General features: G+C 72.6%; 15 protein-coding genes. 11 read left to right on the top strand and 4 right to left on the bottom strand.

Annotated features, from left to right (window positions below; genetic code table 11):
- Positions 1-95 precede the first annotated feature (95 nt).
- The gene (locus ACWC21_RS01845; protein ID WP_450877062.1) at positions 96-1,694 is read left to right on the top strand and encodes an alpha/beta hydrolase; all 1,599 of its coding nucleotides are present in this window, start codon (positions 96-98) and stop codon (positions 1,692-1,694) included.
- Positions 1,691-3,829 carry an FUSC family protein gene (locus ACWC21_RS01840; RefSeq protein ID WP_450877060.1) on the top strand — a complete coding sequence of 713 codons (2,139 nt, stop codon included), beginning with the start codon at positions 1,691-1,693 and terminating at the stop codon, positions 3,827-3,829. The genes ACWC21_RS01845 and ACWC21_RS01840 overlap by 4 nt, the downstream gene beginning before the upstream one ends.
- Positions 3,830-3,850: 21 nt before the next feature.
- Here the strand turns inward: ACWC21_RS01840 and ACWC21_RS01835 are convergent, their stop codons facing one another.
- The 3 genes from ACWC21_RS01835 to ACWC21_RS01825 form a co-directional block, all read right to left on the bottom strand.
- Complete coding sequence (locus ACWC21_RS01835) at positions 3,851-4,495, bottom strand: hypothetical protein (protein WP_450877058.1); 645 nt, start codon at positions 4,493-4,495, stop codon at positions 3,851-3,853.
- 17 nt (positions 4,496-4,512) lie between these two features.
- On the bottom strand, positions 4,513-6,465 hold the full coding sequence (locus ACWC21_RS01830) for an N-acetylmuramoyl-L-alanine amidase (RefSeq protein ID WP_450877056.1): 1,953 nt from the start codon (positions 6,463-6,465) through the stop codon (positions 4,513-4,515).
- A 182-nt stretch (positions 6,466-6,647) separates the two neighbouring features.
- Positions 6,648-8,177: a M1 family metallopeptidase gene (locus ACWC21_RS01825; RefSeq protein WP_450877054.1), complete on the bottom strand. Its 1,530-nt coding sequence runs from the start codon at positions 8,175-8,177 to the stop codon at positions 6,648-6,650.
- Between the two features lie 99 nt (positions 8,178-8,276).
- On the opposite strand from ACWC21_RS01825, the gene ACWC21_RS01820 reads away from it, so the two are divergent.
- From ACWC21_RS01820 to ACWC21_RS01780, 9 genes are all read left to right on the top strand, one after another.
- A complete protein-coding gene (locus tag ACWC21_RS01820) occupies positions 8,277-9,971 on the top strand; it encodes a multicopper oxidase family protein (protein WP_450877052.1) in 1,695 nt (564 codons plus the stop codon).
- 191 nt (positions 9,972-10,162) lie between these two features.
- Positions 10,163-10,582 (top strand): phage holin family protein, encoded by a 420-nt coding sequence (locus ACWC21_RS01815; protein ID WP_450877050.1) that lies wholly within the window; start codon positions 10,163-10,165, stop codon positions 10,580-10,582.
- Positions 10,579-10,983: a DUF3618 domain-containing protein gene (locus tag ACWC21_RS01810; RefSeq protein ID WP_450877048.1), complete on the top strand. Its 405-nt coding sequence runs from the start codon at positions 10,579-10,581 to the stop codon at positions 10,981-10,983. Before ACWC21_RS01815 ends, ACWC21_RS01810 begins: the two co-directional genes overlap by 4 nt.
- A 243-nt stretch (positions 10,984-11,226) precedes the next feature.
- Positions 11,227-12,141, top strand: coding sequence for a cyclase family protein (locus ACWC21_RS01805; protein ID WP_450877046.1), 915 nt, complete (start codon positions 11,227-11,229; stop codon positions 12,139-12,141).
- A gap of 126 nt (positions 12,142-12,267) precedes the next feature.
- Complete coding sequence (locus tag ACWC21_RS01800) at positions 12,268-13,848, top strand: GMC oxidoreductase (RefSeq protein WP_450877044.1); 1,581 nt, start codon at positions 12,268-12,270, stop codon at positions 13,846-13,848.
- Positions 13,849-14,014: 166 nt separating this feature from the next.
- Positions 14,015-14,854: an SDR family oxidoreductase gene (locus ACWC21_RS01795; protein WP_450877042.1), complete on the top strand. Its 840-nt coding sequence runs from the start codon at positions 14,015-14,017 to the stop codon at positions 14,852-14,854.
- A 33-nt stretch (positions 14,855-14,887) separates the two neighbouring features.
- Positions 14,888-16,315, top strand: a complete 1,428-nt coding sequence (locus ACWC21_RS01790) for a cytochrome ubiquinol oxidase subunit I (protein ID WP_450877040.1) — start codon at positions 14,888-14,890, stop codon at positions 16,313-16,315.
- Positions 16,312-17,358, top strand: a complete 1,047-nt coding sequence (locus tag ACWC21_RS01785) for a cytochrome d ubiquinol oxidase subunit II (protein ID WP_450877038.1) — start codon at positions 16,312-16,314, stop codon at positions 17,356-17,358. Before ACWC21_RS01790 ends, ACWC21_RS01785 begins: the two co-directional genes overlap by 4 nt.
- The gene (locus ACWC21_RS01780; protein WP_450877036.1) at positions 17,355-19,130 is read left to right on the top strand and encodes a cation:proton antiporter; all 1,776 of its coding nucleotides are present in this window, start codon (positions 17,355-17,357) and stop codon (positions 19,128-19,130) included. The genes ACWC21_RS01785 and ACWC21_RS01780 overlap by 4 nt, the downstream gene beginning before the upstream one ends.
- Before the next feature lie 13 nt (positions 19,131-19,143).
- On the opposite strand, the gene ACWC21_RS01775 is transcribed toward ACWC21_RS01780, so the two are convergent.
- A partial coding sequence (locus ACWC21_RS01775) for a glycoside hydrolase family 15 protein (protein WP_450877034.1) occupies positions 19,144-19,878 on the bottom strand: 735 nt, incomplete at its 5' end.

Raw genomic sequence — 19,878 nt, 5'->3', positions numbered from 1 at the left:
GGGAGTGAACACCTGGTCCGTTCGGCCGCGTCCGGATGGCATGCCTCGGCGCGCCGCGGTGCTGTGGATGCGGACACCCGGCGGAAGGACGGAACATGCCGATACCCGGATCGACCGCGGGCCGTCGGCGGTGTGCCGTTGCCGTCGCCTCGGCGCTCGTCTGCTCGACGGGGGTCACCGGGCCGGTCCTCGCCCCGGCCGCCGCGTCCTCGCCCCCGGCCCCACGGCTCGACTGGCACCCCTGTCCGCACGCGGAACGGTTCGACTGCGCCACCGCGAAGGTGCCGCTGGACTACCGCGACCCCGGGCGCCGCACCCTGGAACTGGCCGTGGTCAGACGAAGGGCCACCGGCCCCGGAAGGCGCATCGGCACCCTCTTCTTCAACCCCGGCGGCCCCGGCGGTCCCGGGACGGTGCAGATGCCGCAGTCCTACGCCTTCTTCCCGCGGCAGGTACGGGAGCGGTTCGACATCGTCAGCTGGGACCCTCGCGGCATCGGCAACAGCACCGCCGTGCGCTGCTTCGACACCGCGGAGGAAGCCGCCGCCTGGCAGGCCCGCCTTCCGGCCGGCTTCCCCGTCGGCGAACGGCAGCGGGCCGCCTGGAACGCCGCGTACGAGGAACTGGGCCGGCGCTGCGAGCGGCGTGATCCCGAGCTGCTGCGCCATGTGTCGACCGCCGACACCGCCCGCGACCTCGACCAGCTGCGCCGCGCGGTCGGCGACCCGCAACTCACCTACCTCGGCATCTCCTACGGCTCCTACCTGGGCGCCACCTACGCCAGTCTGTTCCCCGGCCGGGTCCGCGCCATGACCCTCGACGGCGCCATCGACCCGTCGGCGTCGGCGGACCCGGGCTCCCACGGCAGACCCCGCCTCCCGACGTTCCTGCGCACCGGGTCGGACCGCGGCGCGGCGGCCACCCTCGACCGCTTCCTCGCCCTGTGCGGCGCCACCACCGCGGACTGCGCCTTCTCCGCCGGCAGCCCGCAAGCGACCAGGGACAAGTACCACCAGCTGACACGGCGCCTGCGGGAGCATCCGCAGGGCACGTGGACCTACGCCAGGACCGTCGCCGACGTGATCGGCTCCCTCTACTCGGCCCGGCCCGGCTGGACGCTCCTCGCCGGACGGCTGCAGGAACTCTGGCAGGGGCAGGTGCCGCAGAAGCCCGCGCCCCCACCCCCGCCCGTCCCGCTCCCGTACCTGGGACTGGAGCAGGCGGCCGCGGTGCTCTGCTCGGACAGCCCCAACCCGCGCGACCTCGGCGCCTACCCCACGATCGAGGAGAACGCCGCCCGGCGGGCGGGCGACGCCGGACGCTTCTGGACCTGGGCCACCGAGCCGTGCGCGACCTGGCCGGCCACGGCCGCCGACCGGTACACCGGTCCGTGGAACCACCGCACGGCACACCCGCTCCTGGTGGTGAACCCCACCTACGACCCCGCCACTTCGTACCGGGCCGCCGAGACACTGGCCGGGGCCCTGGCCGGAGCCCGTCTGCTCACCCTCGACGGATACGGGCACACCGCCCTGCTCAACCCCAGCGGTTGCGTCGGCGCACACGAGAGCCGGTACCTCATCGACGGCGTCCTCCCGCCGGCCGGAGCCAGGTGCGCGCAGGACGCCCTCCCCTTCTCCGCGCCCAAGCCGGTCGGCGGCATCGCCACCGGAGGAGGCGGACGGCGGCGTTGAGCACCGGCCGCAGGACCTTGTGGGACCGGCCGGACCGCCCGGCGATCGTACGCCGGTCGGTCCAGGTCACCTGTGCGGCGAGCACCGGCTTCTTCGTGCTCCTCCACGGCTTCGGGCAGCCCGTCGCGGCCCTCTACGCACTCTTCGCCCCCATCGCGCTCGGCCTGCTGTCCAGCATCCCCGGCACCGGCCGGAAACAGGCCTCCGTCACGCTGAGGACCCTGCCGCTCGGGGCACTCCTGGTCGCCCTGGGCACGGCACTCGCCGTGAGCACCCCGGCGGCGGTCGCCGGCATGCTCGTCACCGGCTTCCTGCTGGGCTTCGCGGCCGTGGCGGGCCCCCGCCCGGCGGGAGCCGCCCCGGCCCTGCAGCTCTTCTACATCCTGGCCTGCTTCCCGCCCTACGCCCCCGGGGCCCTGGGGGCCCGGCTGACCGGACTGGCCGTGGGCGTCGTGCTCATCGCACTGTGCCAGGCCCGCCTCCTGCCCGGCCCGTCCGACGAGAGCTACCGGGAGCGTCTCGCCGACGCGCTGGCCGCGGCGGCGGCCGCGGCGGCCGACCCGGCGCACACCTCCGCGGCGCACCTGCGCGACGCGAGCGAGGCACTGCGGCCATCACGGGTCGCACCCGGTGAACGACCCGCCGGGCCGGGCCGCCGGGACCGGGCGCTGTCGCACGCAGGTGCCGCGGCCCGCCGCATCCTGGACCAGCTGGCGTCCTCGACCGCGCGGTCCGGGCCGTCCGGCCCGTCCGCCGCGCCGGACCGGGTGTCGGCGGACCTCCTCGACCGGGTCGCCCGGACGTGCGCCGTCACGAGTACCTCCTTGCGCACCGGGGGCCGGCCACCCGCGGCCGGCCCCCTGGAAGAGGCGATCCGGCGGTTCCAGGAGGAGCGGGTCCGGGGCACCGCCGGCCCGGCCGGCGACGGCCCGGCCACAGGACGTCAGCGCCGGCAGGCGACCGTGCTGGCACTGGCCGAGTCGACCTGGATCGCGGTCGTCGCCGTGGGCGTCGCCGCCGGCGGACGCCGCACGCCGACGCCCCCGCCGCGCGAGTTCTTCTGGTACGCGGACCTGCCCGCACCCCGGCTCTGGGCCCGCCGGATCACCGGAAACCTGACACCTCGCTCGGTGCAGTTCCAGAACGCCGTGCGGAGCGCCTGCGGTCTCGCGGTGGCCCGTCTGGTCGCGGGGACCCTCGACCTCACCCACGGATTCTGGGTCCTCCTCGCGGTCCTCACGCTGGGTCGCACCACGGCCGGAGCCACCTGGCGCGCCGTACGCCAGGCCATGGCCGGGACCCTGGCCGGAGCCGTGGCGGCGGGCGCGCTGATCATCGCGCTCGGCCGGCACCAGGACGCCTACGCCGCCCTGCTCGTGCCGGGCATGCTCACCGCCTTCACGCTGGGACCGCTGCTCGGGGTCGCCTACGCCCAGGGGCTGTTCACGCTGGTGGTCTCCCTCGTCTTCGCGCAGATCGCCCCCACCACGTGGCAGCTGTCCGAGGCGCGCCTCGTCGACGTCGTCACCGGCAGTGCCATCGGCCTGCTGTGCGGACTGCTGGCCTGGCCGGCGGGGGCACGCCGGGAGGTCCACCGGACCATGGCGAGCCTGCTCCGCTCGTGCGGGGCGCTGATACCCGGCACGGTCGACACGCTGTTGCCGGCACCGGGCCGCCGCCCCGTCCCGCCCGAGACGCTGCCGGCCCTGAACCGCCTGCGCCTGGCGGAGACCGCCTTCGCACAGTTCTGCAGCGAGCCGCCCGCGAACCGGGAGGGCGTCCGGGCCGACTGGCACGCGGTGCTCGTCCTGGCCTACTCGACCGTGCTCGGGGCGCAGCGGCTGGCCCGCTTCGAGACCACACCGGCCGACGTGCCCCGGGAGGCGAGTGCCTGGACCCGCGGGACGGCGGCGGTGCTCGCGGCGGACGCCGGCCGGATCGCCGCGCTCCTCGGCACGGCCCGGAGCTCCGCTCCCGGCCGTGCACCGCGCACCCCGCCACCGGGGCACGGGCCGGCCCCGCCCGCGGTCGTGGACCTGGAGATGTGGCTCCTGGGCCTCGGCAGACAGCTCACGCGCATCGAACGCTCGCTCTCGGCACCGAACGGGTCCGCCGGACAGGCCGGGAGTCCGTAGGCCACAAAGGCCGGCGGTTCTTCAGCCCGGCGCGGTACGACCGGAACCCGCGCCGAGCACGTACCCGCCGATGACGAGGGCCCACGCCGGGAACACCAGCTCCAGCCAGGCCACGTCCCCGGCGGCCGCGATCAGCGCCAGCCCGACCAGCCAGCCGAACCACACCAGGGGACGCGGCAGCACGCGCAGCCGCCGGCCGATGGTGGAGGTGCAGAACGCGAACACCGCCGCCATGCGCATCGAGTACTCGGTCAGCAGGGTGTAGGCGAAACTGTGGCCGAACCCCCACAGCTGCTGGTCCGCGCTTCCCACCGTGGCCTGCATCCCGCTGGCGGCCGCGGCGGCGCACAGCAGAACGGCCACGAACACCAGCCCGCTGCCGATGAACACGGTGGCGAAGAACCGGTCCTCGCGTTCCCCCATCCGGTCCCGCACCGCGGCGAGGAACCACAGGAAGGAGATCCCCGCGAACGGCACCAGGGCCAGCGCGACCCGGACGGCGGTCCGGCGCGAGGAGTCGGTCAGCCAGGTCCCGGCGGACGCCGGATGCTCCGGCACCGCGACCCTCACCAGGACGATGGCGGTCCCGAGCAGCAGGCCGAAGACGATCCCCGCCAGTCCGGCGGCCCGCGGTGTGCTGAGTGCCTCCTGCGGGTGCGGCGACACCTGAGGCCTCGTCCCCGTCACCGCCGGGGGGTGCCCGCGGCGTGCCCCGGCGATCCCGCCGAGGCGGGCGCGCTCACCACGTCCACGTCGCTCGCCCGGACGTAGGCGAGCCGGTGACCGAACTGGATCTCGTAGTACTGCTCCCGGCCGGTCACCACCGGGCCGGGTGTCTCCACGAAGGACGACCTGTCGACGTCGGTGCCGTTGACCAGCGACTGGGTCACGTACCGCTGGCCCGCGAGGAGGCTGTACGGAAGCGGTGACTCGGTCTGCTCCGGGAACCCGTCCGGGTAGGCGTCCTCCTCCGGGAGGGCACGCCCGAACACCGGGATCTCGCTCAGGCCTTCCTTCGGGGTGACCATCCGGCCGCTCGCGCCGACGGCCGTCGGGTGCTTCTTCGGGTTCTTGAACCACGCCTTGTGGCCCAGGTACCAGATGGCCGTCCAGTCACCGCTGCGCCCGGCGACCGCGTAGGTCTGGCCGGTGGAGACCCGCGATCCCAGGTCGCTGACGTCCTCCGTGGAGGCCTCGCCGTCGGGGCGGCGGCCGGGGTCCTGGATCAGCGGGGCGTCCTCGCGCGGCTCGGTGTGCAGACGCACGGCGCTGGAGCCGTGCGGCGCGCACGGCAGGCCGTCACCCTTGCACCCCGTGTACCGCGGCTTGTAGGTGGCGTAGTCCGGCAGCACCATCACCATCGCGCTGTCCGGCCCGGCCGTGGCCCGCAGGGGCGCGCCCAGCAGGTCGAAGTAGTGCCGCCAGTCCCAGTAGGGGCCGGGGTCCTCGTGCATGTCGGGGATGCTCGACGCGGTCGGGGACGGCACGTTGTCGTGGCCGAAGACGTGCTGGCGGTCGAGCGGGACGCCGTACTTCTTCGCCAGGTAGCGGACCAGACGGGCCGAGGACCGGTACATCCGTTCCGTGTACCAGGCGTCGGGCTGGGTGAGGAAACCCTCGTGCTCGACGCCGATCGAGTGCGCGTTCACATACTGGCTGCCGGAGTGCCAGGCCGTGTCCTTGGTCCTGACGTGCTGGGTGACGTGGCCGTCGCTGGAGCGCACCGAGTAGTGCCACGAGGCCTCCGTGGGATCCTGCACGGTCTGGAACATCGACTTCAGGGACGCCTCCGTGTCGTGGATGACGATGTACTCGATCTTCTCGTCCCAGGGCCGGTCGGCCAGGTCGTGGTTTCCGTAGTCGTCGTCGTCGATCTGCTCGTACGGCGCGCTGAGCCAGGAGCAGGACAGCTCCGGCGGGCACTCGACCTCCTTCGGCCGGGTGCCGGCCGGGCGGGCCGTGTGGGGCCGCACCTTGGGGTCGGCGGGCAGTGTGACGTCCTGCGCGGCGTCGGTCGTGCGGTGCGCACCCTTGTGGATCACCGCGAACACGTCGTTGGCGTAGGCCGCCGCCGAGTCGGCGTCGCTGGTGCCCGCGAAGTGCGCCACCGCCTCCCACCAGTCCGCCGGGTTGTCGCTGAGCGGCTTGCCGAGCTGTCGTTGGGTCGTCGCGAGCAGGGCGGCTCCGCCGCGCACGTTGGCGGTGGTGTCCGTCCGCAGCTGCTTCGCCGGAACCCCGATCAGGTCGGCGGCCCGGCGCAGTTCGGCCGGCGGCTGGGCGCGGCCCGGCTGGGCGGCGCCCGCGTCGTGCGGTTTGGCGGGTGGTCCCGGAGCGCGGAACGCGTCGGCGTCCACCAGGTGCATGGGCCCGTAGCCGCCGCTGACGCTCGGCACACCCGGATGGGCGTCCCAGCGCGACTGCAGGTAGGACACGCCCATGAGGACGCTCCGCGGTACGTGGAACTCGTCCGCGGCGGACGCGAAGTCATGCTGCAGGCGCTGGTCGGCCGCCTCCTCGGGGTCGGTCGGTGGGAAGGCCAGCACCGGGATCAGGAGCGCCGCCGACGCCGCCACGCACGCCGTCAGGCGGTGCTCGCGTACGGCGATGAGGACACGGGGGGCAACGCGTCTTCTCATGCAGATGTCTCCAACGGGCTCGTCGCGGCAGGACAAGCGCAAGCAGGACAAAGGAGTTGCCCTTCACGCCACCCCTCGTACGTTTCCGTGCCCCGGGCGCCACGTCGCGCCGAGCGTCAACCGCGTGGACCAGCCACCCCGCGCACGCCACTCGGTCGGCGGCAGCGGGCGGGCGTGTCGGATCATGTGACGACCGGGTCCACCTGCCAGTCGGGGTGCCCCGGCATCGGCGGGGTGTGTTTCCCGTACAGCCACGGCCTCAGGAACGGCGTCAGGTCCCTGCCCGCCACCTCGGACGCGAGCGCGACGAAGTCCCCGGTGCCCGCGGCCCGGCCCCGGTACCTCGTGACCCAGGTCCGCTCGATCCTGTCGAAGGTGTCCTCGCCGACCTCCTCCCGCAGCGCGTACAGCACCAGCGCCGAGCCGTCGTACCTGATCTGCCGGAACAGCGTCGGCCAGGTGGGTTCGGCGGGCGCCCCGTCGTCGTGCCGCCACTGGTCGTGCCGCTCGTACGCCGCCCGCATCGCGTCCTCCATGCTGTCGCCGCCGTGCGAGTCGGAGTACAGGCGTTCGTAGAACTGGGCGTGGCCCTCGCTGAGCCACAGGTCGGACCAGCGCCGGACGGCGACACTGTCCCCGGTCCAGTGGTGGGTCAGCTCGTGCACGAGGTTGCGTTCGGCGTGGACCCGGTCGCCCAGCAGATCGGTGCTCGGCAGCACGGACAGCGACTGCGTCTCCAGCGCCACCGGCAGGTCGGTGTCCCCGACCAGCACCCCGTAGCGGCTGAAGGGGTACGGGCCCAGCCGCCGCTCCAGCCAGGCCAGGTGCCCGGGGACCAGCGAGCGGTACGCCTCGGTGCCGTCGACCAGTCCGTCCGGGACCACGTCGCGCAGGGGCAGCCCGCGCGGGCCGGTGCCGTCGACGACCGTGAACCTCCCGATCGCCAGCTGGACCAGCTGGGCCGCGACCGGCTGTTCGGAGTCGTACGTCCACCGGGTGCGCCCGTCGGGCCGCCGGACGCGCTCGACGAGCCTGCCGCCCGCGACGGCGCTGACACCCGGCGGGGTGGTGATGCGGAAGGTGACCGGCGCGCGCAGGCTCGGATGGTCGTCGGCCGGAAAGATCATTCTGGCGCCGTCGGGCTGGGGGCAGAGCACGGTGCCGTCGGGTGTGGGCACCCAGCCGTAGTCCGCGATCGCGTCGTCGCGGTGCCGTTGCCGCGTCGGGTCGGCGGTGTAGGAGACCCGTACGGTGAAGGCGGCGCCCCGGAGGATCGGTTTCGAGGGGGTGACGACGAGTTCGTCGCCGTCGCGTACCGCGGTCGCCGGCAGGCCGTCGACGGTGACCGTGTGCAGCGTGTTGCCGGCGAAGTCGAGGTCGAAGCGGGACAGGGCCTGTGTGGCGGTGGCGCTGATGGTGGCGCCGGCGTCGAAGGGCGTCCGCGGCGCCCGCCAGTCGAATGCGAGGTCGTAGCGGCGCACGTCGTAGCCGCCGTTGCCGGCGAGCGGCAGCAGCGGATCGCCGATGCCGGGGGCGCCGGGGGAGGGGACCGAGCCGGACGAGGTGGCCGCGGGCCCGGCGGCGGGGGAGTGGCGGCTCCCGTCCGGGCGAGGGCCGAGGAGGGCGGCACCGGCGATCCCGACCGCGCCGGCGACGGCCAGGGCGAGGACCCGGCGCTTGGTGCTGGAGGTGCCGGCGATCGTGATCCGCATAGCCGCACTATCGGCCGCGCCGTCGTCGGTGGCCGCGATTCATGAGACGCGCCGCGCCAGTTCTCACACATATGGTCATAAAACGTGTCTTATTCTGTCATGCAGACACACACGCGGCGCACAGTGCTCGGTGCCTCGATCGTGGCCGCCGGCTCGGGGATCCTGACCGCATGCTCCGGGTCCGCACCCCGCTCGGAGTCCGGCTCCCACCCGGCGGGCAGCCCCCACGCCCGCCCGGCCCCCCACCCGGCGCCGGGTTCCCGCCCCGGAACCGGGACGGGAGGCCACCACGGCGAGGTCTTCGTCCCCAGAGGGCCCGAGGGGTATGTGAACCCGTCCGACCCGGAGGTCCTCGAGGCCGAACGGGAACGCGGGTCGGGGCCGGTGCGCAGGTTCCGGTTCACCGCCCACGAGACGTACCTCGACCTGGGCGGGCTGATGGTGAGGTCATGGGCGTACGGGGAGAGACTGCCCGGCCGGGAGGTACGGATCCACGCGGGCGACATCCTCGATCTCACCCTCGCCAACCGCCTGCCGCAGTCGACCACGCTGCACTCGCACGGCGTGCGCATGCGCAACGACATGGACGGAGTGCCGGGCCTGACCCAGTACTCCATCGAGCCCGGCGCGGACTTCAACTACCGCTTCGCCGTGACCCACCCGGGCACCTACTGGCTGCACTCCCACTCGGGGATGCAACTCGACCGCGGCCTGTACGCGCCGCTCATCGTGGAGGACCCCAGGGAGCCCCTGTCGTACGACAAGGAGTGGGTGGTGGTCCTGGACGACTGGCTGGACGGCGTGCAGGGCTCCACCCCGGACGGGGTGCTCGCGGAGCTGCACCACGGCAAGCGTGCTCCGATGGGCATGGACATGGGCGAGGACGGGGAGCACGACGGTTCCGGTCACGACACGTGGGACGAGGCACGTGCCTGGAGCCCCGGAAGGTCCAAGAGCCCCTCCCGCCTGCTCCACGGTTCCCACAGCCGCATGCTGCACAGCGAGGGCGGTAGCGTCGACTACCCGCTCTACCTGGTCAACGGGCGCCTCGCGCACGAGCCTTCGGTCTTCCGGGCCCGCCCGGGGGACCGCATCCGGCTGCGCATCATCAACGCCGCTGCCGAGACGGCCTTCCGGGTCGCGCTGGGCGGCCACGAGATGACGGTGACGCACACGGACGGCTACCCGGTCGAGCACAAACGGACGGACGCGCTGCTGCTCGGGATGGCCGAACGCTACGACGTGCTGATCACCGCCCAGGACGGCGTGTTCCCGCTGGTCGCGCTGGCGGAAGGCAAGGAGGGCCGGGCGATGGCGCTGCTGCGGACCGGCGGCGGAGGCTCGCCCCGGTCCACCGTGCGTCCACAGGAACTCGAGGGGAAGGTCGTGCCGGCCAGACGGCTCGTGCCGGACGAGTCCGTCGCCCTGTGCCACCGTGAGCCGGACCGCGAGATGCGGCTCCGCCTGACCGGCAACATGCGGGCCTTCAACTGGGGCTTCGACCACCGGCCGTACTCCGTCGAGGAGCGCCACCCGGTCCGGCAGGGTGAGCGGGTCCGGCTGACCGTCGTCAACGCCACCGACATGTGGCATCCCGTGCACCTGCACGGCCACACGTTCGCCGTCAGGGGACTCGACGGGGTCGGGGCCCGCAAGGACACGACCATCGTGCTGCCGCACCGCAAACTCGTCCTCGACTTCAACGCCGACAACCCGGGCCTGTGGATGCTGCACTGCCACAACCAGTACCACTCCGAGTCCGGCATGATGACCATCCTCGGCTACCGCAAATGACCGTGACTGACGAGCTGTCAGGCCCAGGGCGCCAGGCAGAGGGCCGGGTGGGCCGTCGGCCCCCGGCGAAGGGACGCGCGCGGGCCTGAGGTACCGGCCACCGCCCGACACCACAGGTGAGGTGGGATGGCATGCCCGCGTCCGGGCACCCGGCACGGCGAGTGGCAGCCGATTCAGGGAGGTGATCCGTCATGACGACCCCGGACAGCCGAGGCCCGAGCACTGCCTCCTCGGAGCCGGTGAGCGAACTGGTCCAGCGGGCCTCGCAGCAGCTGACGGAGCTGGTGCGGGGCGAGATGCGACTGGCGCAGGCGGAGATGAAGGAGAAGGGCAGGCGCTACGGGAAGGGCACGGGCCTCTTCGGCGGCGCCGGCCTGACCGGCTTCCTGACCCTCGAAGCGCTGGTCGTGACGGCGATCGCCGCACTGGCGGTGCCGCTGCCGGTGTGGGCCGCCGCGCTGATCGTCACCGCCGTCCTCGGCGCGATCACCGCGGTACTGGCCCTGACCGGGAAGAAGGAGGTCGGCCGGGCCGCCCCGCCGGCACCCGAGCAGACCGTCGACAACGTGAAGGCCGACGTGGCCGAGATCAAGGAGAGTGCCAGGCGATGACCCAGCCGCCCCACGACGAACCCACCGCCTCCGGCCCCGAGGAACTGCGCGCGCAGGTCGAGCAGACCCGTCATGAACTGGGGACAACGGTCGAGGCACTGGCCGGGAAGACGGACCTCAAGGACCAGGCCCGGCAGAAGGCCGCGGCCGTGAAGGAACAGACGGCCGCGACGGCCGCGGAGCTCACCGGCCAGGCGAAGGCGAAGGCCGCCGAGGCCGCCCATGCGCTGCAGGACAAGACAGCCCAAGCCGCGGAACAGGTCAGGGCCAGGGCCGAGCAGGCCGACCGGATGTGGCAGGACAAGGCACCGGAGCCGGTGCGGAACAACCGCACCGTGCTGATCGCCGCCGGAGCGGGGCTGCTGGTCGCCTGTCTGCTGCTGCGCCGCAGGAGGAAGTAGCCGCGGGAGGAGGCGGCGGTCCGCCGGGGACGGGGCGAGCCGGACGGCGGCCCCGTCCCCGGCGCTTGACGTGCGGCCCCCCGGACCGGGTGCTGCAATGGCTGGAGGGATCGTCCGCCGCCGAGGAGTGGCCATGACCGAGAACCTCGAGGGACGCCGACGGCTCGACGGCCGCGACCGGACCGCGGGACACCGGCGGCGGCTCGTATGAGTGCGCAACCACGCCCCGCGACGTCGCAGCGCATGTCCGAGGCGGACTTCCGTTCCCTGTACCGCCGGCTGCGCGACCAGGCACGGTCCGGCGCCGACCAGCCGCGTGGGGCGCTGGGCCACCTCACCCCCGAACGCGTGGTGGCCGCCGCCGCGGAGGTCCGGCGCGGACGCTCCCTGTCGCTGGCCGCCCCCATCGAGACCGAGCCGGGCCCCGACAACCCGCAGCCCGCGTCCCACCGGATGACCGCGTCGGCGTCCGGGGAGGCCGATGCCCCCGGACTGCACTTCGCCCGCGACCGGTTCGCCATGAACGTGCACTCGGACGCCGACAGCCACCTCGACGCGCTGTGCCACGTCATGTTCGACGGCGAACTCTACGGCGGCGTCCCGGCGAGCAGCGTCACGCCGGACGGCGCCCGCGCACTCACGCTGGACCTGGTGCAGGACGGCATCGTCGGCCGGGGGGTCCTCCTGGACATCCCGCGTCTGCGGGGCGTGCCCTGGCTCGAACCCGGCGACCAGGTGACCGCCGAGGACCTGATGGCTGCCGAGGCGGCTCAGGACGTCACGGTCGGCCCGGGTGATCTGCTGTTCGTACGGGTCGGGCACCGCCGTCGCCGGCTGAGCCGCGGCGCCTGGGACTCGACCCGGGCACGGGCGGGCCTGCACCCGACGGCGATGCGCTTCCCGGCCCAGCGGCGGGTGGCGGTCCTCGGTTCGGACGGCAACAGCGACACGGCCCCCAGCGCGGTGACCGAGGTCCCGTTCCCCGTACACGTACTCGCCGTCAACGCCATGGGGTTGCACCTCATGGACTGGCTGGACCTCGAGCAACTGGCGCCCGCGTGCGAACAACTGGGCCGCTGGCACTTCCTGTGCGTGGTCGCCCCGCTGCGGCTCCCGGCGGCCACCGGCAGCCCGGTGAACCCGATCGCCGTCCTGTGACCGCGCCCCGGACGCCGACCCCTCCAGGTGCCGCATCACCCGGGGACCGATACGTTCGAAGTGGGGAGGAAGCTGTGTCAGAACCCGGCCGCGGCCGGGGCCGCTGAGACAAGGACGGTGGTCGCCATGGGCGACTCCCCCCATTACGACATCATCATCATCGGCACCGGCGCCGGCGGCGGGACGCTCGCCCACCGGCTCGCCCCCTCGGGCAGACGGGTGCTCCTCCTCGAGCGCGGCGACTACCTGCGGCGCGAACGCGACAACTGGGACTCGACGGCCGTGTTCGTCAAGGGCAAGTACCGTGCCCCGGAGTTCTGGCTGGACAAGCACGGCAACGAGTTCCCGCCCGAGGTCAACTACTACGTCGGCGGCAACACGAAGTTCTACGGCGCGGCGCTGTTCCGGTTGCGCCCGGAGGACTTCGGGGCACTGCGCCATCATGACGGTGTCTCTCCCGCCTGGCCGATCCGCTACGAGGACCTGGAGCCGTACTACACCGAGGCCGAACACCTCTACCTGGTGCACGGCCGGCACGGCGAGGACCCCTGGGAGGGGCCGTGCAGCGCGCAGTACGCCTACCCGCCGGTCGAACACGAGCCCCGTATCCAGCAGTTGAGCGACGACCTGGAGAAACAGGGACTGCACCCCTTCCACCTGCCCATCGGGGTCAACCTCGTCCAGGACGAGAACGGGCAGGCCACCCACTCCAGCGCCTGCATCCGCTGCAACCGGGTCGACGGCTTCCCCTGCCTGGTCCGCGCCAAGTCCGACGCCCAGGTCGTCTGCGTCGAACCGGCGCTGCGGCACAAAGGCGTCGACATGGTCACCGGCGCCCATGTGACGCGGCTGGAGACCGACCCGTCAGGACGCAGTGTCAGCACGGTCGTCGCCCGGCTCCAGGGAGAGCAGGAGGCCCGGTTCACCGCTGACATCGTGGTGGTGGCCTGCGGGGCGGTGAACTCCGCCGCGCTGCTGCTCGCCTCGGCGAACGACCGGCACCCCCACGGGCTGGCGAACAGCTCGGACGTGGTCGGCCGGCACTACATGCGGCACAACAACCTCGCCCTGATGGCCGTTTCGAAGCAGCCCAACGACACCCAGTTCCAGAAGACCCTCGCCCTGCACGACTGGTACCTGGGCGCCGACGACTGGGACTATCCCCTCGGAGGCATCCAGATGCTCGGCAAGTCGGACGCCGAGCAGATCCACGGAGAGGCCCCGCGCTGGGCCGGCGCGGTCACCCCCGACATGCCCTTCGAGGTGCTCGCCCATCACGCCGTCGACTTCTGGCTGTGCGGCGAGGACCTGCCGTTGCCCGGCAACCGGGTCACCCTGGACGGCGACGGACGTGTCCGGCTGACCCTCGACGAGGACAACAACATCGCGGGGCTGGGCCGCCTCAGGCACAAACTCCAGCACATGCTCGGGCACTTGGGGATGCACGAGCACCACCTGCTGTCCCACAGCATCTACCTGCACAAGGGAATGCCGATCGGTGCCACCGCGCACCAGGCGGGCACGGTCCGGTTCGGCACCGATCCGGCCTCCTCCGCGCTGGACGTCAACTGCAAGGCCCACGACCTGGACAACCTGTACGTCGTCGACACGAGCTTCTTCCCGAGCATCGGGGCGGTCAACCCCTCCCTGACGGCCATCGCGAACGCCCTGCGCGTGGGGGACCACCTCCTGGAACGGCTGAGCTGACGCGGCCGGCGGCCGGAACCACCGACCGGGCGAAGCCGCTCAGCCTGTCGGCGCAACGCGGGACCTCCCGGAGTGCCGCCGCCCGGCCATGGTGATGGGGTGGCACTCGAGACCCCGGGCCGTGGCCCGGCGGACCCGGGCCACGCGACGTCAGGAGCAGGTCATCGTGAGTTCCATCGAGGGCGCACCCCAGGGCGTGATCCCCGCACATCTGCTCAGGGGACAGAAGGCGCTGGTGACCGGCGCGAACTCCGGAATCGGCAGGGCGACGGCCATCGCCCTCGGCCGGGCCGGGGCCGACGTGGTCGTCAACTATGTGGCCGGCGCCGAGGAGGCGGAGAAGGTCGTCGACGAGATCACCTCCTTCGGAGTGCGGGCCGTGGCCCACGAGGCGGACGTGTCCAAGGAGGACCAGGTCGTCGCCATGATCGACCGGATGGTCCAGGAGTTCGGCACGATCGACATCCTGGTCGCGAACGCCGGGATGCAGCGCGACGCCTCGTTCGTCGACATGACCCTCGCCCAGTGGCAGAAGGTCCTGGACGTCAACCTCACCGGGCAGTTCCTCTGTGCCCGTGAGGCGACCAAGGAGTTCCTGCGGCGCGGAGTGGTACCCGAGGTGTCCCGTGCCGCCGGGAAGATCATCTGTATGAGCTCGGTGCACCAGATCATCCCGTGGACGGGGCACGTCAACTACGCCGCTTCCAAGGGCGGCGTGCAGATGATGATGGAGACCCTGGCCCAGGAGCTCGCCCCGAAGAAGATCCGTGTCAACGCGATCGCCCCCGGGGCCATCAAGACGCCCATCAACCGCAGCGCCTGGGAGACGGCCGCGGCCGAGAAGGACCTTCTGCGGCTGATCCCCTACGACCGCGTCGGCGACCCCGACGACATCGCCAACGCGGCCGTGGGCCTCGCCTCCGACCTGATGGACTACGTCGTGGGCACCACCCTCTACGTGGACGGCGGGATGACCCTCTTCCCTGGCTTCGCCACCGGCGGCTGATCCACCTCGTCCGCCGGCCCAGGAGAGGCTCATATGCATACGGTCCTGCAGCTGGCGGGCGTGCCGGCGCAAACGCTCCCGGCCAGATCGATGATGGCCTTCACCCTCGCCTCCCACATCGTCCTGGTGCCCCTCGGCGTCGCGCTGCCGCTGATCACACTCGTCATGCACGGCTACGGTCTGCGCCGCGGCGATGCCACCGCCCTGCTGCTGGCACGGCGGTGGTCGGCGGTCATGGCCGTCCAGTTCGCCATCGGTGTCGTCACCGGCACCGTGCTGTCCTTCGAGTTCGGGCTGTTGTGGCCGGGCATGATGGGCAGGTGGGGCGATGTCTTCGGCATCGGGTTCGGGGTCGAGGCCTGGGCCTTCTTCCTGGAGGCCGTCCTGATCGCCGTCTACCTGTACGGCTGGCGCAGGCTGCCGTCCCGCGCCCATTTCCTGCTCGGGCTCCCGCTGCCGTTCGCCGCCCTGCTCGGCGCCTTCGGGATCCTGGCCGCCAACTCGTGGATGAACACCCCGCGCGGCTTCACCCTCGACTCCGCGGGCAACCCCGTGAACGTGGACATCCGCAAGGCGATCTTCACGCCCATGTTCGGACCGGAGTACTGGCACTTCGTCTTCGCCATGTTCGTGACGGCCGGCTACGTCACGGCCGGCGTCTATGCCGTGGGGTGGCTGCGCGGCCGCCGCGACCGTTACCACCGGCTCGGCTTCACGATCCCCTTCACGCTCGCCGCCGTGTGCACACCGGTGCAGTTCGTGCTGGGCGACTCCATCGCCCGGCAGGTCTTCCACAAACAGCCGGTGAAGTTCGCCGCCATGGAGATCGTCTGGAAGACCGACACCCACGTACCGGAGTACCTCTACGGCAGGCTGCACCCGAACGGCACGGTCTCCGGCGGCATCAAGATCCCGCAGCTCGACTCCATCCTGGCCGGCTTCCGCCCGGACACCCAGGTCACCGGGCTGACCACCGTCCCGGCGAGCGACCGGCCGACGCCCGCCCAGGCCACCATCGTGCACTGGACCTTCGACACCATGGTCGGTATCGGCTCCCTGCTGGTGCTGCTCGCCCTGTGGTACGCCCTGGTCTGGCTGCGCCGCCGCAGGCTGCCCCGCTCACCGTGGTTCTACCGCGGCGCCGCACTGGCCGGCGTCGCCTCCGTCGTCGCCGTCGAATGCGGCTGGATCACCACCGAAGTGGGCCGCCAGCCGTGGATCGTCTACCAGAACATGCGGGTCGCCGAAGCGGTCACGTCGACGCGTTCCGCCGCCCTGTGGACCATGTTCGGTCTGATCGTCGTGGTGTACGCCGTCGTCTTCGCGTCCTTCCTGCTGGTGCTGCTGAGGATGCGCGCCCGCTGGCGGCTCGCCGACGGCGAGGACGACCGGGAGACACCCGGCCGGACCCCGGAGGCGGACACCCCGTACGGGCCGCGCTCCACCGGGAGCCGGCCGTGATCGCCGCGGTCATCGCCGTCGTGCTGCTGCTCGCGGTCGCCGCGTACGCCTGCGCCGGCGGCACCGACTACGGAGCCGGCTTCTGGGACCTGACCGCGGGCGGCGCGGAACGCGGCAAACGCCCCCGATGGCTGATCGACCACGCCATGGCCCCGGTCTGGGAGGTCAACAACGTCTGGCTGATCTTCGTGCTGGTCATCATGTGGACGGGCTTCCCCGTCCTCTTCCAGCGGGTGTTCACCGCGATGTGGCTGCCGCTGGCCCTGGCCGCCGTCGGCATCGTGCTGCGCGGCGCCGGCTTCGCCCTGCGCAAGCCCACCCGGCGGTTGGCCGGCCGGCGCCTGTACGGCGCCGTGTTCGCCGTCTCCTCGCTCCTGACGCCGTTCTTCCTCGGCGCCGCGGCCGGGGGAGTGGCCTCCGGAAGGGTCACGGCGGGCACCCAGGCGTCGGCCGATGCCTGGTCCAACCCCACCTCCGTCCTGTTCGGTCTGCTCGCCGTGGCGACCACGGCTCTGCTCGGCGCCGTCTTCCTCGCCGCGGACGCCCGGCGCTTCGGGGCGCCGGACCTGGACACCTACTTCCGGCGGCGGGCTCTGGGCGCGCTGGCGGCGGTCGCCGCCCTCGCCGTGATCACGCTCGTGGTCACCCACGGGGACGCGCCCTACGTGTGGCACGGCCTCACGCACGGCGTGGGACTCGTCTTCGTCGTCCTGGCGGCCCTGTGCACGCTCGCCACCGCGTGGCTGCTGAACAGGCCCTCCGGCGACTGGTCCAGGGTCACCGCCGTCGGTGTGGTCGCGTCGGCGGTCATCGCCTGGGGCACGGCACAGCGCCCGTACCTCGTCCCCACCACACTGACCGTCGCCGACGGAGCGGGCGCCCACACCACACTGCGCTGGCTCGGGCTGGTCATCCTCGTCGCCGTGGTGCTGGTGGTCCCCGCGGTCGCCCTGCTCTACTGGCTGGACACCCACGGCGAGCTGGAGGGTCTCACCGACAGCGACCTGCGCGCCGGCGGCATCGGCGACGAAGGCCGGCGGTGACCGAGGACGAGATCCTGCTGGGTCTCGGCCTGACCGTCGCCCTCGCCGTCGGTTCACAGATCCTCGCCGGCCGGCTGCGGATCCCCTCCCTGATCGTGCTGCTGCCCGCCGGATTCGCCGCCGGGGCCCTCACCGAAGTCGTCCACCCCGGGCAGCTGGTGGGGCCGGACTTCTCCGCCCTGGTGTCGCTGTCGGTCGCCCTGATCCTGTACGACGCCGGACTGGGCCTGGACATGCGCCGCCTCAAGGGCGCCACGCGCACCGTCGTACTGCGGCTCATCGTGCTCGGCGTGCTGCTCTCCTGGGGCACCGTCATGGTCCTCGGCCCGGCGCTGTTCGGCGTGCCGGCGGCCACGGCCAGCATGATCGGCGCGATCCTGGTGGTGTCCGGGCCGACCGTCGTCGGTCCCCTGCTCGAACACGTGGGGCCGACCGACCGAGTGCGACGTGTCCTGGTGTGGGAAGGGTCGCTGGTCGATCCGGTCGGCGGCATCCTCGGCGCAGTGGTCTTCCACTCCATCGTCTCCGGCGGGCTCCAGACCGGTCATTTCCGCTTCGGCGCCTTCTTCGGGGGCCTCGCCGTCGGGCTCCTGGGCGGCGTGGCAGGCGTCGCACTGCTGTGGTTCACGCTCCGCCGGCTCCGCCTCGGCGAGACGCTCGGCACGCTCGCCCAACTGGCCACCGTGGTCGTGGTGGCGGCGGGCTGCGACATGGTGTACGACGACACCGGACTCATCGCCGCGATCGTCACCGGGCTGACCGTCGCGAACCTGCCCGGCTTCGACATGCCTGCCAGGCGGCCGTTCTTCGAGACACTGGTCCAACTGATCATCGGCCTGCTCTTCGTCTCGATCTCGGCCACGGTGACGCCGAAGTCCGTCACCCCGGTACTCCTGCCGGCCCTGCTGCTCGTCGTCGTGCTCGTCCTGGTGACCCGGCCCCTGGCCGCGCTGCTGGCGGGCCTCGGGACGGACCTCCGCGCCGCCGAACGCGCCTTCACCGGCTGGATGGCCCCGCGCGGCATCGTCGCGGCGTCCACCGCCACCACCTTCGCCGGCTCACTCACCGCCGCGGGACTGCGCGGCGCCGACAAGATCCTTCCCATCACCTTCCTGGTGATCGTCGCGACGGTCGTGCTCTACGGGCTGACGGCGAAGCCGGTCGCCACCCGCCTCGGTGTCACGCGGCCCGCCCGCTCCCGCCCGCTCCTGGTGGGCGGCGCACCCTGGGTCGTGGACCTCGCCCTGTCCTTGCGCACCGCCGGGGTGGACGTTCTGATGTGGGCCGGCTCCGCGCAGGAGCGCCACCGGATCGACGAGGCCGGGATCGAGCTCGCCGCCGGCGAGCTCATGGCCGTCGCCACCGATCCGTCGGCCCGGTTGGAAGGGGTCACCTCGGTCTTCCTGTTCACGGACGACGACGACTTCAACGCGCTCGCCTCGGCCCTGCTGAAGGACAGTGTCGACGGCCCGGTCCACCGCGTCGGCCCGCCGCCCGACAGCCGGGGTGTCGTCGCCCCCTACACCGCCGGGACCACCCTCTTCGGCCCCGGGCTGGTCCGGCACACCCTGGCGTCCCGCCACCAGCGGGGGGCCCGCTTCCATGTGCGGCCCGCGTCGGCGCCACGCCCGCCGGGGCACGAACCCGTGTTCCTGGTGCGGGCCGGCGGCCGGCTGGAACCGGTCACCGGCTCCCTGGTGGCCACCCCGGCGGAGGGTGACACGCTCGTGCTCCTCGGCCCGCCGGCGGCGGACCGGGGTCCGGACGGCTGACCGACGCCGGCTACTACCGCCCGTCGAGAGCGGCGTCCAGGGTGATGGCCGAGTCGATGAGGGCGAGATGTGTGAAGGCCTGCGGGAAATTGCCCAGTTGACGGCCCGTCGGGTCGATCTCCTCCGAGTACAGGCCCAGATGGTTGGCGTACCCCATCATCTTCTCGAACACCAGCCGTGCCTGCTCGGTCCGTCCCGCCCGCGCCAGGGCGTCGACGTACATGAACGTGCACAGCGAGAAGGTGCCCTCCGAGCCGCGCAGGCCGTCGGGCGAGGCCTCGGGGTTGTAGCGGTAGACCAGGCTGTCGCTGACCAGTTCCTGTTCCATGGCGTCGAGGGTCGACGCCCACATCGGATCGCCGGGGGTGAGGAACCCGACCGTCGCCATGCGCAGCAGGGAGGAGTCCAGCACCTCACTTCCGTAGTGCTGGACGAAGGCCTCGCGCTTCTCGTTCCATCCCCGGGCCATCACCTGCTCGTAGGCGGCGTCCCGCTCGGTCTGCCAGCGGGCGGCCCCGGACGGCCAGCCGTTCGACTCGGCGAGTCGCACCGCGCGGTCGAACGCCACCCACGACATCACCCGGCCGTAGGTGAAGTCCTGGCGCCCGCCGCGGGTCTCCCACAGCCCCTCCTCCGCCTGGTCCCAGTGGTCGGCCAGCCACTCCAGGTCCGTCAGCAGCGAGGTCCACCCCCGGTGCCCGACGTGGAAGCCGTGCTGCTGCGCGAAGTAGATGCTGTCCATCGCCTC

This window comes from Streptomyces sp. NPDC001348 (genome assembly GCF_053597535.1).
The sequence above is the reverse complement of the archived record's forward strand: the minus strand, read 5'-3'. Positions and strand labels throughout refer to the sequence as shown.